Below are 13,022 nucleotides of genomic sequence, written 5' to 3'. Positions count from 1 at the left end.
TTTTATTGCGCCCCCCGTTAATGCCGACGCTGCAACGGGGCCATCAAGCACCTGTCCAGCGACAGCGCCATGTACGCGTAACTGTTGGCGATGCACCTGCCTAACAGGGTCGCATAGGCTGGCTCGGCCTTGCGACCGATCAGCGAACACACGATTTCAAGCGCCTCCCAGGGGTGCGTATCGTCGTAATGCGCATGCATCTTCAGCCAGCGCATGCCCTTCTTGCGCTCATCTGGATCGAACGAATTTTCGTACGCGTCGGAGGCGCAGATCCGTGTTGACCACTCCCCCGTCGCACCTTCAATCGCCAGGTTGGTCGCCGCCATGCTGGTGGCGAGCGAATCGCGCTCGCAGCTGTGCCAGCACCAGTGATTGAGCGCCTGGCTTTCAACGGGCACGTCGGCATCAAACAGCTCGTCGCGCGAAACGCCGCTGGCGATGGCCCACTCCACCCAGTGATCGGCATGGTTCTGCTCGACCCGGATGTTTTTCATCAGGTATTTGCGCGCCATGTTCTCGGCCACTGAACGGCCGTACTTGACCTTGCAAAGATTGACCGCCATGTACTGCGGGAACTGCTCGATGACGGGCCAGCCTCCCACAAAAAATTGATACACGGCGTCGGCCGGCAAACGCGCCTCGCGGATCATGTCGAACAGCTCATGGTTGACCACTTTCTGTTTGACGCCTTCCGCCGACAGCATCATGTCTTGCGCCCACTCGGGGTAGCTGTCCAACGCCATCAGCGGGCCGCTACGGATGAATTCATTTTCTTTCATGACATGGTCTTTGGCTGCATTAACTAACTAAGACATGTCTGGTGCGCGATAGTTGCACGATGAGCCCGACAAACCGACAATTTTGCATTCATTTGCCCGCCGCATGAACGCTTGCCCTTGACCGGTTGTCTACTACTTTATTCAAGTTATGACACGTTCCAGGGAGACTGGGACAAACATGCAAGCTACTACCGAAAGCGCTGTCGTCAACTTCTGGATCGCCCCCAACGGCAAAATCGCGACCTGGAACGACGCCTGCGCACAGTTGCTCGGCTACGCCACGCGCGACATCCTCGCGCGCCCGCTGGAGCGCCTGTTGCCGCACTCAGCGCAGCAACGCCTGGCCAAACTGCTGGAAACGGCGCGCGAAGCGCCGGTGACGGTCGAGTCCGACCTGATGCACGCCGACGGCTCGGTGGTACCGGCGGCGCTGACGCTCGCGCCCCAATGCCGCAAGACCGGCCGCCTGTGCGGCTTTGGCGCCCTGCTGCGGGCCGGCCGCATGCATGGCGGGGCGGCAGCCGCGCTGTGCGAACACGACCTGCTCTCGCGCACGCCGCCGGGCGAAGTGATCGACCTGTTGCCGGGCACGTTCTACATGATCAATCCGGCCGGGCGGCTGGTGTTGTGGAACACCTGGGTCGAACGGGCCACCGGCTTGTCGTACGCCGAAGTGGAAGCGACTGCGGCCATCGACCTGTTTCCGCCGGACGAACGCGCCCTGGTGCAGTCCCGCATCGAGCAAATGCTGCAGCGCGACGGGCCCGTCGTGGTCGAGGCAAGCCTGCTCTCGGGCGGCGGCGCGAGCACGCCCTTCCTGTTTACGGGCACGCGCATCCTGGTCAATGACGTGCCCTATGTGTGCGGCATGGGGCTGGACATTTCCGAGCGCCGCAAGCAGGAAGAACAGCTGCGCTTGCGCGAACGGGCGCTGCACGCCAGCAGCAACGGCATCGTGATCGCGCGCTACAGCGGCCAATCGCATCCGATCGAGTACGTCAACCCGGCCTTTGAGCGCATCACCGGTTACCGCGCCGCCGACATCGTGGGCACCAATTGGGAGCACGTGAGCGCGCTGATGTTCATCCCGGGCATCGACGACGACCAGCACGCGCTGGCGCGCGCCGCCATTCGCGAGCGGCGCGAAACGCGCGTCACGTGCCGCCACTTGCGCAAGAACGGTGAAATCTTCTGGAACGAGATGACGGTCGCGCCGGTCGTCAACGAGAGCGGCGCCGGCACCCATTTCATCGGCGTCATGAACGACGTGACCGAATCGAAGCAGCGCACCTCCTTCCTCGAACACGAAATCAACCACGACATGCTCACCGGGCTGGCCAACCGCAACCTGCTCTGGGACCGCCTTGAGCAAGCCATCCACATGGCCCAGCGCAGCAAGGCGCTGGTGGCCACCATTCTGGTCGACCTTGACAACTTCAAGGTCATCAATGACACGCTCGGCCATGAAGCCGGCGACGAAGTGCTGCGCGTGGTGGCGCGCAAAATGCTCGGTTCGGTGCGCGAGAGCGACACCGTGGCGCGCCTGGGCGGCGACGAATTCGTGCTGGTGCTGGTCAACCAGCCGTCGCTGCGCTACACGCTGCGCATGATCGAGCGCCTGCGCAAGGGCATGGAAAACGCGGTCACCATCGACGGTCGCGAAGTGGCCGTGCAGGCGAGCATGGGCGTGAACGTTTTCCCGCATGACGGCGCCAACGCGGGCGAACTGATCCACGCGGCCGACACGGCCATGTACCACGCCAAGCTGGCCGGCCGCAACGATGTGCAGTTTTTTTCGCACGACATGAAGGTCGCCACCGACGCCAAGCTCAAGCTTGAAACGCATATGCGCCACGCGCTCGAGAACGATGAAATGTTCCTGGTGTTTCAACCCAAGCTCTCGCTCAAGACCGGAAAAATCGTCGGCGCCGAGGCGCTGCCGCGCTGGCGCCACCCCGAACAGGGTCTGCTGCTGCCAGCCTCGTTCATCCTCGAGGCCGAGGAAAACGGCGCCATCGTGCCGTTCGGCGAATGGGTATTCAACCGCCTGTGCGAAGTCATGCAGCGCCTCAAGCAGCTCGGCTTCCAGGGTTTGGTGATGTCGATGAACGTGTCGTTTCGGGAACTGAACCAGCGCGGCTTCATTGCCCTGCTGGGTGAAAAGCTGCGCCAGTCGGATCTGGCCCCCGAAACGTTCGAGCTGGAGATCAGCGAAGCGAACCTGCTGCGCAATGCCGAACTGTCGCAGCGCATCTTTACCGACATCGCGCGCCAGGGCATCCGGCTGACGGTCGATGAATTCGGCGCCGGGGTCTCCAGTCTCAAGAACCTGAACGCGCTGCCGGTGACGAACCTGAAGATCTTCAAGTCCTATGTGGGGCGCCTGACCACCGACAACCTGAGCGACATGATGGCCAAGACGATCATTGGCATCGGCCACCTGATGAACATGGGCGTCATCGGCGAAGGCGTGGAAACGCCGGGCCAGCGCGATTTTCTCAAGCAGAACGGGTGCGACCAGGTGCAGGGTAACTACTTCAGCCAGCCGGTGCCGCTGCCAGCGTTCGAGCTGCTGCTGGCCGACGCGAGCTTTGCGGCAGGCTAAAAAAACAGTTGGCGCGCAGTGACACCGCGCTTTTTGCAGAGGTTTGGGGCCGATACCGACGCATCTCTGCCTTCGGCTAGCCGCCTGTCACCGGCGGGAAAAATGCGACTTCGCAGTCCTGCGCCAATGGCGTGTCGCTGCTGCACATGACATGGTTGAGCGCCGTGCGCAGCGACTTGTCGCCCGCGAGCGCCGTGGCCCACACGCCGCCGCGCTGCACCAGCAGCAAACGTACATCCTCGACCGTGGCAGCGCCTTCCGGCAGCGCGAGGTTTTCCTGGGACGTGCCGAGCTGCTCGCGCACGCTGGCAAAAAAACGCAGCGTAATTTTCATGAAGTCCTAGTACAGTAATTCGTTAAACGGGATAAAGCGCACGCTGTCGCCGGGCACGATGATGCGGCCGGGCGGATTGTCGACCAGGCCGTCGCCCCACACGGTCGAAGTCAGCACGCCGGAGCCCTGATTGGGAAACAGCTCCAGGCCGCCCCCGTCGTTGATGCGCACGCGCAGAAATTCGTTGCGGCGGTCCGCCTTGGGCCAGCTGAAGTCCGCGCGCATGGCAAAGGCGCGCGGCGCCTTGACGTTCGCCACGCCTTGCAGGCGCAGGATAAAGGGCCGCACGAACAATAAAAAAGTGATGAAGCTCGATACCGGATTGCCGGGCAAGCCGATAAAAAAAGCGGGATCGCCGTCGCGGTCTATCTCGCCAAAGGCAAGCGGCTTGCCGGGCTTGACGGCGATCTGCCACATGTTCAGGCGCCCTTGTGCTTCGACCGCAGGCTTGATATGGTCTTCTTCGCCCACCGACACGCCGCCCGAGGTGATGATCAGGTCATGCGCGCGCGCGGCCTGGCGCAAGGTGTCGCGCGTAGCTGCCAGCGTATCGGGAACGATGCCAAAGTCGGTCAGCTCGCAGCCGAGGTTTTCCAGCAGGGCGCGCAAGGTGAAGCGGTTCGAATTGTAGAGCGCACCGGGCGCCAGCGCCTCGCCCGGCATGACCAGTTCGTCGCCGGTAAAAAAGACGGCAACGCGCAGCTTGCGGAACACCTGCAGTTGCGCCAGTCCGATCGACGCGGCCAGGCCCAGCTCCTGGCTGCGTAGGCGCGTGCCCTGTTCCAGGATGACGGCGCCGCTGGCGATGTCTTCACCCGCCCGCCGTATCCATTCGCCGCTCTGGGGCGCATGCCTGATGATGACCTTGCCTTCGCCCGCTTCGCACTGCTCCTGCATCACCACCGCGTCGGCGCCGTCCGGAATCATGGCGCCGGTGAAGATGCGCGCCGCGCAGCCTGGCGCGAGATAGTCGCCCACCTGGCCGGCCGCGATGCGCTGCGAGACGGTCAAGACGGCGCTGCCGCCGGCACAGTCGGCGGCGCGCACGGCGTAGCCATCCATTTGCGTATTGTCGGCCGTGGGCACGTCGATGCCCGACACCTGTGGCGCGGCCAGCACGCGACCGTTCGCCGCCAGGGTCGCTACCAGTTCGCTCTCCATGCCGGCACCGGGGGCAAGCGCCGCACGCGCCATGAACGCGAGCGCCTCCTGCACCGACAGCATCGGTGGGCGCGCCGGGCGCTGTTCCCCGGCGCTCATGTCCCTGTCGCCGAGGTCCACGTTACAGACCCGTATTGGCCGCGATGAAGGCCTTCATCTGCGCCACGTCCGGCGGCAAGACGACGAACTTTTGCGGCAGCGCTTCGATGTTCTCGAAGCCGGCCGGACGTTCGGCGTCCACGCCCAGCGCTTCCAGGATGGTCTCGTTGAACTTGGCCGCCAGTGCCGTTTCGAGCACGATCATCGGTACGCCCGGCGCCATGTACCGGCGCGCGACCTTGATGCCGTCGGCGGTGTGGGTGTCGATCGTGATGTCGTAGTCGTCGGCCACGTCGCGGATGGTGTTCACGCGGTCCTTGTGGGTCGATTTGCCGGACTGGAAACCGTATTCGGAGACCAGCTTGAATTCGTCGCCATCGCTGCCCGGTTTGCCGGACAGGTCAAAGCCGCCCTGCGTTTCCACCTTGTGAAACAGCGCGCGCACACGTTCGCTGTCGCGCCCGACCAGGTCGTAGATAAAGCGCTCGAAGTTGGATGCCTTGGAAATATCCATCGACGGGCTGCTCGTGTGGTACGTTTCGGCCGACTTGCGCACCCGGTACACGCCGGTGCGGAAAAATTCGTCGAGGACGTCGTTTTCGTTGGTGGCGGCCACTAGGCGGTCGATCGGCAAACCCATCATGCGGGCAATGTGGCCGGCGCAGATATTGCCGAAGTTGCCAGACGGGACCGTGAACGAGACTTTCTGGGTGTTCTCGGTCGTGGCGGCCAGGTAGCCGCGGAAGTAGTACACCACCTGCGCCACCACGCGCGCCCAGTTGATCGAATTGACGGTGCCGATTTTTTGCGCGCCCTTGAACGGCAGGTCGTTCGAGACCGCCTTGACCAGGTCCTGGCAATCGTCGAACACGCCTTCGACGGCGATGTTGAAGATGTTCGGGTCCTGTAGGCTGAACATTTGCGCGCTCTGGAACGCGCTCATCTTCTTGTGCGGCGAGAGCATGAACACGCGGATGCCCTTCTTGCCGCGCATCGCGTATTCGGCGGCGCTGCCGGTGTCGCCCGAGGTGGCGCCGAAAATATTCAGTTCGGCGCCGTCCTTGGCCAGCGTGTACTCGAACAGGTTGCCCAGCAACTGCATCGCCATGTCCTTGAAAGCGAGCGTCGGTCCGTTCGACAACGCCTGCAGGATCAAAGTCTTGTCGCCGTCTTGTTCAAGCACGCGCAGCGGCGTGATCTCGGCTGCCTTTTCGCCCTTGCGCACGTTGCGGTAGACCGCCGGCGTGTAGGTTTTTTTTGTCAGCGCCCTCAGATCATGGTCTGGAATGTCGGTGGCGAACTTGCGCAGGATTTCAAAGGCGAGGTCGGCGTAGGACAGCTTGCGCCAGGCGTCCAGTTCGGCGCAAGTGACTTGCGGATATTCGGACGGCAAATACAGCCCGCCATCGGGCGCCAGGCCGCCAAGCAGAATGTCGGAAAATTGTGCGGGAGTGGGCGAAGCGGCGGCCTTGTCGGCGCGGGTGGAGACGTAATGCATGGTATGAGGGGTCCGTTTAGGGCTGGCAGCGTGGAGCACAACAGGGCGTTCGAGCGAATATTATAGTGCGGACCGACGCTCCTTGCGCGAAACGCTTGTTTTTCCGAATTATTCGTGGAACCACAGCGCTTTGCGGCCGATGGGCATGTCTTTGGGCATCAGCGGATTCTTCAGCTCGAAGACTCGGCGCTCTTTGAGGGCCGCTTTCCTGATCGTGGCGCCATAGTATCGCTGGAACAACTTTTCAAACGAACCATCGGCGATCATTTTTTCCAGACCGTCCGTGATATCGGCAGCCAGTTGGGTGTTGCCCTGACGCACGAAGAAATAAATGGCGGTCGGGTAATGCAGCACCACGGAAGGTTCGACGGCCAAGCGCTGCTGGTAGAGCGCGAGCTCAGCCCATATTTCGGTGACGGAGCGGGGGAAATAGTCGATGCGTTCGCTTTCCAGCATGCTGAACAGCGCCGCGTAATTGGACGTGCCGTACACGTTCAAGCCGTTGGCGCGCAGGATGGACGTATCGGGCCAGTCGCTGCCCTGCCCGGCCGTGAGCCGCTTGAGGTCGTTGATGCTGCGCAGTGCATTGAAGGTCGACGCATGCGTCTTGTTAATGAGCAGCAGGCGCCAGCCGATCAAGCCCTTGTCGAGCGGAATGCGGATTGGCAGCAGCCTGGCTTCGCGCTCGGTCGACGTCATGGTACTGACGACATCGATACCGTCGCCGTTTTCCAGGCGCAGCAGCGCGCGTCCTTGCAGCATGCGCACCGGGTGCTGCTCGACGCGGTAGGCGATGTCGGCGCGCTCAAGCGCCATTGCCAGCAGGCGCAAGGGGTAATAGGAGCGCTCGTCGGGCGCGCTTTCCGGGCGCGGATAGCGCACCACCACCTCGGCGGCGACGATTGACGGCGCACACAGCGCTGCAATCAGCAGAAACAGGCGCCAGCGGAAGAAAAACATGCAATCCTCAATCGGTGCGGTCGGTGCTGCCAAAAGTAACCGCTTTCAAGCGCAATGACAAGTCCCTCCCGCGGGGTCAGTTCTCCCATATTACGACACGAGCTCAGCTGTTTGCAGTTGAGCTCGTGTCGTAATGGGGGAACTGACCCCGGGGGAGATGTTGTTTTTTAGCAGGCGGCGTGGTTGACGGTGACGACGTGGATGGCCAGGCCGCCAAGCGACGTTTCCTTGTACTTATCCTGCATGTCGGCGCCGGTCTGGCGCATCGTTTCGATGACGTCGTCCAGGCTGACGAAGTGGGTGCCGTCGCCCTTGAGCGCGAGCGAGGCGGCCGTGATGGCCTTGATCGCACCCATGCCGTTGCGCTCAATGCAGGGAATCTGCACCAGGCCGCCGATCGGGTCGCACGTCATGCCCAGGTGGTGCTCGATGCCGATTTCGGCCGCGTTTTCGATTTGTTCGTTGCTGCCGCCCAGTGCCGCCACCAGGCCCGCCGCCGCCATCGCGCAGGCCACGCCCACTTCGCCCTGGCAGCCGATTTCGGCGCCCGAGATTGATGCGTTCTTCTTGCACAGCATGCCGATGCCGGCCGCCGTCAGCATGAAGGCGCGTACGCCCGCCACCGGGTCGCTCGGCCGGCAGTCCTCGGCATAGTAGCGCAGCACCGCCGGGATGATCCCGGCCGCGCCGTTGGTCGGCGCCGTCACCACCCGCCCGCCGGCCGCGTTTTCCTCGTTGACGGCCATCGCATACAGGCTGACCTGGTGCAGCGCGTCGTGCGGCAGGTCGTTGGCGCGGTTGTCGCTGTTCTTGGCGTCTTGCGCCTGCTTCCACAGGTTGGCCGCGCGGCGCTTGACGTTCAAGCCGCCGGGCAGCTGGCCGCCCGTCACCAGACCATGGGCGATACAGGCGTGCATGACGTCCCAAATTTTGTCCAGGCCTGCGTCCAGCTCCGCTTCGCCCATGCGCGCCAGTTCATTCGCGCGCAGCATGTGGGCAATGCTGTTGCCGGTCGCTTTGCCATGGGCCAGCAGCTGGTCCATGGTATCGAAGGGAAAAGGAATCGGGTTCTCGCCGCCCGAACCGCTTTGGCGCGCGTGCGATTCGCCCGCGGCGTGAATGAAGCCGCCGCCGACCGAATAGAAAATACGCTCGATGGCCGAACCGTCGGCCAGCCTGAGCGTAAAGCGCATGCCGTTCGGGTGCTCCGGCAGGCTCGAACTCTTGTTCCACAACAGGTTGGCCTTGGCCGTGAACGGCACGTCTTTTACGCCCAGCAGCTTGATGACGCCATCCATCTCCGCTTCGGCCAGCCGCTCTTCCACCGCTTCAGGGTCGATGCCTTGCGGCGTTTCGCCCATCAGGCCCAGGATGACCGCCTTGTCGGTGGCGTGGCCCACGCCGGTCAGCGCGAGCGAACCATACAGAGCCGCTTCGACGCCGACGGCGTTGTCCAGCGGGCCGCATTCGAGCAGAAAGCGGCGCGCGGCGAGCATCGGCCCCACCGTGTGGGAACTCGACGGACCAATGCCGATCTTGAATAGGTCAAATACGCTCATGTCCATCGGGTTCTCCAGGTTTTTGTGAAACGTGTCAGGCGGCCTGGCCCAGAGCGACGTCGATGTTTGCGAGCATGTCGGTGACCAGCTGTTCGAGTCCGATCGCCGCTTTCCATCCCCAGTGTTCTGCTGCTGTGCTGTCGTCCAGGCTTTGCGGCCAGGTGGCGGCAATCGCCTGCCGGCTGTCAGGCGTGTAGCCGATCGTGAACGCTGGTACGGCGAGGGTAATCGCGGCGGCCAGCTCGCGTGGGTTGAACGACACGCCGGCCACATTGTAGGCCGAACGCACGGCGATTTTGTCGGCCGGTGCATCCATCAATTCGATGGTGGCGCGAATCGCGTCGGGCATGTAGATCATTGGCAGCGTGGTCTCGGGGCCAAGGAAGCAATCGTATTTTTCGCCCTTGAGCGCGGCGTGGAAGATGGCAATAGCGTAGTCGGTGGTGCCGCCGCCCGGGGGCGACTTGAAGCTGATGATGCCGGGGTAGCGGATGCTGCGCACGTCCACGCCATACTTGGTGAAGTAGTACTCGCACAGCCGTTCGCCGGCCAGCTTGCTGATGCCGTAGATCGTGGTTGGATCCATGACCGTAAATTGGGGCGTGTTCCGGGCCGGGGTGTTGGGGCCGAAGGCGGCGATCGACGACGGCCAGAACACGCGCAGCGGCTTGCCCGCTTCGCCGCGCAGGCGCGCCACTTCCAGGATGTTGAGCAAGCCGTCCATGTTCAGTTCCCACGCCTTGAGCGGGGCTTTTTCGCCGGTGGCCGAGAGCAGCGCGGCCAGCTGGTAGACCTGGGTGATGCCCTCTTCTTCCACCAGGGCCGCCAGGCGCGCCTGGTCCAGCACGTCGAGCCGCGTGTAGCGCGCCGCCTGGTAGACGTTGAGCGCGCCGATGTCGGAGGCGATCACGTTGGCCGCGCCATGCTGGTCTGCCAGCGCGCCCACCAGTTCACTGCCGATTTGGCCGTTGGCGCCAATTACGAGGATGCGTTCCATGGTATTTTTTCCGATCTGTTGATGCGTGTAGCAATGCTTAGTTCATTACTTAGTTCTTCAGGATGTCCAGCTCGCGCCCGGCCTGTTCAAAGGCCTTCAAGACGATGTCGAGCTGCTCGCGGGTGTGGGCTGCCGATAGCTGGACGCGTACGCGGGCCTGGCCCATCGGTACCACCGGATAGAAAAAGCCCGACAGCAGCACGCCCAGCTCGTACATTCGCGCCGCAAATTTCTGGGCGATGGGCGCTTCGAACAGCATCACCGGCACCACCGGATGGGTGCCCGGCTTGATGGTAAAGCCGATGCGCTCGATCTCCTTGCGAAAGTAGGCCGTGTTCTCGTGCAGGCGGTCGCGCAGCGCAGTCGACTTGGACAGGCGCTCGAGCACCGACAGCGAGGCGCCGGCAATCGATGGCGCCAGCGTGTTGGAAAACAGATAGGGGCGCGACTTCTGGCGCAGCGTGTCGATCACTTCCTTGCGCGCAGCCGTAAAGCCGCCCATCGCGCCGCCCAGCGCCTTGCCCAGCGTGCCGGTGATGATGTCGATGCGGCCCATCACGTCATGGTGCTCGTGCGTGCCGCGCCCGGTCTTGCCCATAAAGCCCGATGCGTGGCACTCGTCGATCATCACCAGCGCGCCGTACTGGTCGGCCAGGTCGCAGATCTTGTCGAGCCGCGCGATCGTGCCGTCCATCGAGAATACGCCGTCGGTCACGATGACCTTGTGCCGCTTGCCCGCATCAAAGGCGGCCTTGAGCTGCGCTTCAAGGTCGGCCATGTCGTTGTGCGCGTAGCGATAGCGCCCCGCCTTGCACAGGCGAATGCCATCGATGAGCGATGCGTGGTTCAGCGCGTCGGAGATGATGGCGTCGTTCTCGTCGAAGAGCGGCTCGAACAGGCCGCCGTTGGCGTCGAACGCTGCCGCGTACAGGATCGTGTCCTCCATGCCCAGAAAGCTGGAAAGGGCTTTTTCCAGTTCCTTGTGCACGGTCTGGGTGCCGCAAATAAAGCGCACCGACGACAGGCCGTAGCCGTATTTTTCGGTCGCTTCGATCGACGCCTTCTGGGTTTCCAGGTCGCCCGACAGGCCAAGGTAATTATTGGCGCACATATTGATCAGGGTGCGCCCGTCGTCGGCCACCACTTCGGCGCCCTGGCGCGAAGCGAGCACGCGCTCAGGCTTGTACAGGCCCTGGCCGCGCAGCGTGTCCAGGTTGGCTTGCAGGCCGGTAAAAAATGCATTTTTCGCTTGATCGCTCATCTTGTCCCTCGTCTGTGGTTGCCGGCTTGACCGACTGTTGCAGTATGCTGTACCGTGATCGCACTATGATGGCAATTCCGCGATATCGAACTAAAATTCAATATAGTGGATATTACCCAAGGCCGTTGAACTTGGCAAGCATCAGTTTGTTTCGTCTCGCACCGGGTTTCGCACCTAGTTGTCTCGCACCTATGAATTGGCAAAAATCATGAATATCACGCTCGGTCCCAATTCTCCTCCTGAAGTGGGCGCAACGCTGCAGCGCTTGCGCCTCGCGCGCGGTTTGACGCTGGAGGACTTGTCGCGCATCGCCGGGGTGTCGAAATCGATGTTGTCGCAAATTGAAAGAGAGAAAGCGAATCCGACGATTGCCATCACCTGGCGCCTGGCCAATGCGCTGGGCGTGGCGATCGGCGAGCTGCTCTCGTCTGGTACGCGCGCGGCCGAGACGATCCGCGTGCTCGACGCGCATGAAACGCCCACCTTGCCGGGCGCGCATGCGGGCTACGTGCTGCGTATCCTGGGGCCGATGGAGATGGCCGGCAAGTATGAATGGTATGAGCTCACGCTCGCGCCAGGGGGCGAACTAGCGTCGCAGGCGCATGACCCGGGAACGACCGAGCACGTGACGGTGCTGCACGGGACACTGGAAGTGGAAGTCGGGGTCGAGAAAAAGAAGCTGAAGGTGGGCGGCACCGCCAGGTATCCGGCCGACCAGAACCACGTACTGCGCAATGCGGGCAAGACCGAGGCCAAGGCCTTGCTGGTGGTTGTGCACCGGTAGGTCGCTGGCGACGCGTGGTGGAATGCGGCCTGCGGCCTTTTCCACCCTACATTTGGGGCGATGCCGCGTCACCGGCACAAGGTGACATTTAGCGCCGCCTGGCAAATGCAAAGGCCAGCACAAAGGCCGCAGCCACCGCCAGCAGATGCTTGAGCGTGTGTCCGCTGACAAAGCCCAGCGCCTGAAACACCGCCTGATCGGCCACTTCGAACAGCTTGGCCCACACATACAACCCTATCGCGACAAAGAAGAAGGTACGCTGGGCCATCGGCGCGCCGGACTGCCACTGCAGCACCGGAATCAGCACCAGGGGCGCGGCCTGGATCAGCAGATAGAAGCGCAAGTCGCCGCTCCATGACCACCAGAACACGCTCAGCGCCCCCAAGCCCGTCAGCACCAGCAGCGGCAGTTGCGTCTTCGTATTCGGATAGGCGTCGCGCACGGCCGCTGCCAGCAAGGCCGCGCATGCGAGCGCGATGGGCAACCGGTCCCACACCAGGCGTGCATTGTCGGGCGCCATGTGATACCAGGTTGACCCGAGCGCCGTCGCGCCGATGGCGCCGAAAAACACCGCGTAGGCCAGGCGGGCCGGATCGTCACGGCGCGCGCGGCGCAGCGCGGCAAAGCCAACCATGGCTACCAGCAGAAAACCCAGGTTGGACAAGACGTCGCCGGCATTGGCCAAGCCAAAGAGCGTGCGCTGGTCGGCAAAGTCGTGATAGTTGGCCGTTTGTGCGATGGGACCGAAAGCGGTCAGCGCGACAATCAAGGCAAAGCCCAGGTACGGGGCGAGGTGCACTCTGGCAGGGGCAAGCGGCATGGTGGTCCTTGGCGTTGAAAAACCCCAGTGTGACCGGCCAGGCTTGATGACGATACCCGAGGGCCGCGCGTACCTTGCAAGGCGACCTTGCGTACCGAAATATGATACCGCCGCGCTTGAATCCACCACGCGCACGACGTCGCCGCGAAGGCGACGTCGTTGCAC

Annotated in this window: 11 protein-coding genes; 2 read left to right on the top strand and 9 right to left on the bottom strand. The window is 62.9% G+C overall.

The genetic code is table 11. The annotated features are described in order from the left end of the window. Positions 1-17 precede the first annotated feature (17 nt). Positions 18-779: a TenA family transcriptional regulator gene (locus ACP7D4_RS18745; protein ID WP_426210665.1), complete on the bottom strand. Its 762-nt coding sequence runs from the start codon at positions 777-779 to the stop codon at positions 18-20. Positions 780-957: 178 nt separating this feature from the next. Between ACP7D4_RS18745 and ACP7D4_RS18740 the strand changes: the two genes are divergently transcribed. Further along, complete coding sequence (locus ACP7D4_RS18740) at positions 958-3,384, top strand: sensor domain-containing protein (RefSeq protein ID WP_426210663.1); 2,427 nt, start codon at positions 958-960, stop codon at positions 3,382-3,384. 76 nt (positions 3,385-3,460) lie between these two features. Here ACP7D4_RS18740 and moaD read toward each other — a convergent pair whose 3' ends face one another. The 7 genes from moaD to kbl form a co-directional block, all read right to left on the bottom strand. After that, positions 3,461-3,718 (bottom strand): molybdopterin converting factor subunit 1, encoded by a 258-nt coding sequence (moaD, locus tag ACP7D4_RS18735; protein ID WP_426106952.1) that lies wholly within the window; start codon positions 3,716-3,718, stop codon positions 3,461-3,463. A 6-nt stretch (positions 3,719-3,724) separates the two neighbouring features. Further along, positions 3,725-4,978: a gephyrin-like molybdotransferase Glp gene (glp, locus tag ACP7D4_RS18730; protein WP_426106951.1), complete on the bottom strand. Its 1,254-nt coding sequence runs from the start codon at positions 4,976-4,978 to the stop codon at positions 3,725-3,727. A gap of 22 nt (positions 4,979-5,000) precedes the next feature. Next, positions 5,001-6,476 carry a threonine synthase gene (thrC, locus tag ACP7D4_RS18725; protein ID WP_426210661.1) on the bottom strand — a complete coding sequence of 492 codons (1,476 nt, stop codon included), beginning with the start codon at positions 6,474-6,476 and terminating at the stop codon, positions 5,001-5,003. A 108-nt stretch (positions 6,477-6,584) separates the two neighbouring features. Then, the gene (locus tag ACP7D4_RS18720) at positions 6,585-7,436 is read right to left on the bottom strand and encodes a substrate-binding periplasmic protein (RefSeq protein WP_426210659.1); all 852 of its coding nucleotides are present in this window, start codon (positions 7,434-7,436) and stop codon (positions 6,585-6,587) included. A 167-nt stretch (positions 7,437-7,603) separates the two neighbouring features. Continuing rightward, positions 7,604-9,001: an L-serine ammonia-lyase gene (locus ACP7D4_RS18715; RefSeq protein ID WP_426106947.1), complete on the bottom strand. Its 1,398-nt coding sequence runs from the start codon at positions 8,999-9,001 to the stop codon at positions 7,604-7,606. A gap of 28 nt (positions 9,002-9,029) precedes the next feature. Then, a complete protein-coding gene (locus ACP7D4_RS18710) occupies positions 9,030-9,992 on the bottom strand; it encodes an NAD-dependent epimerase/dehydratase family protein (RefSeq protein WP_426210657.1) in 963 nt (320 codons plus the stop codon). Positions 9,993-10,041: 49 nt separating this feature from the next. Further along, the gene (kbl, locus tag ACP7D4_RS18705; RefSeq protein ID WP_426210655.1) at positions 10,042-11,253 is read right to left on the bottom strand and encodes a glycine C-acetyltransferase; all 1,212 of its coding nucleotides are present in this window, start codon (positions 11,251-11,253) and stop codon (positions 10,042-10,044) included. 208 nt (positions 11,254-11,461) lie between these two features. On the opposite strand from kbl, the gene ACP7D4_RS18700 reads away from it, so the two are divergent. Continuing rightward, positions 11,462-12,037, top strand: coding sequence for a helix-turn-helix domain-containing protein (locus ACP7D4_RS18700; RefSeq protein ID WP_426106942.1), 576 nt, complete (start codon positions 11,462-11,464; stop codon positions 12,035-12,037). An 88-nt stretch (positions 12,038-12,125) separates the two neighbouring features. On the opposite strand, the gene ACP7D4_RS18695 is transcribed toward ACP7D4_RS18700, so the two are convergent. Further along, positions 12,126-12,857, bottom strand: a complete 732-nt coding sequence (locus ACP7D4_RS18695; protein WP_426210653.1) for a hypothetical protein — start codon at positions 12,855-12,857, stop codon at positions 12,126-12,128. Between the last annotated feature and the right edge of the window lie 165 nt (positions 12,858-13,022).

This window comes from Massilia sp. TWP1-3-3, from assembly GCF_049897805.1.
In the GTDB taxonomy this organism is placed as follows: Bacteria; Pseudomonadota; Gammaproteobacteria; order Burkholderiales; family Burkholderiaceae_D; genus Telluria_A.
Note: the sequence above shows the minus strand (reverse complement) of the source record. Positions and strands in the feature narration are given on the sequence as shown.

Bases quoted from the DNA above. Each gene is read 5' to 3' on its own strand.
- ACP7D4_RS18745 (WP_426210665.1), bottom strand. From the start codon at position 779: ATGAAAGAAAATGAATTCATCCGTAGCGGCCCGCTGATGGCGTTGGAC.
- ACP7D4_RS18740 (WP_426210663.1), top strand. From the start codon at position 958: ATGCAAGCTACTACCGAAAGCGCTGTCGTCAACTTCTGGATCGCCCCC.
- moaD (WP_426106952.1), bottom strand. From the start codon at position 3,718: ATGAAAATTACGCTGCGTTTTTTTGCCAGCGTGCGCGAGCAGCTCGGC.
- glp (WP_426106951.1), bottom strand. From the start codon at position 4,978: ATGAGCGCCGGGGAACAGCGCCCGGCGCGCCCACCGATGCTGTCGGTG.
- thrC (WP_426210661.1), bottom strand. From the start codon at position 6,476: ATGCATTACGTCTCCACCCGCGCCGACAAGGCCGCCGCTTCGCCCACT.
- ACP7D4_RS18720 (WP_426210659.1), bottom strand. From the start codon at position 7,436: ATGTTTTTCTTCCGCTGGCGCCTGTTTCTGCTGATTGCAGCGCTGTGT.
- ACP7D4_RS18715 (WP_426106947.1), bottom strand. From the start codon at position 9,001: ATGGACATGAGCGTATTTGACCTATTCAAGATCGGCATTGGTCCGTCG.
- ACP7D4_RS18710 (WP_426210657.1), bottom strand. From the start codon at position 9,992: ATGGAACGCATCCTCGTAATTGGCGCCAACGGCCAAATCGGCAGTGAA.
- kbl (WP_426210655.1), bottom strand. From the start codon at position 11,253: ATGAGCGATCAAGCGAAAAATGCATTTTTTACCGGCCTGCAAGCCAAC.
- ACP7D4_RS18700 (WP_426106942.1), top strand. From the start codon at position 11,462: ATGAATATCACGCTCGGTCCCAATTCTCCTCCTGAAGTGGGCGCAACG.
- ACP7D4_RS18695 (WP_426210653.1), bottom strand. From the start codon at position 12,857: ATGCCGCTTGCCCCTGCCAGAGTGCACCTCGCCCCGTACCTGGGCTTT.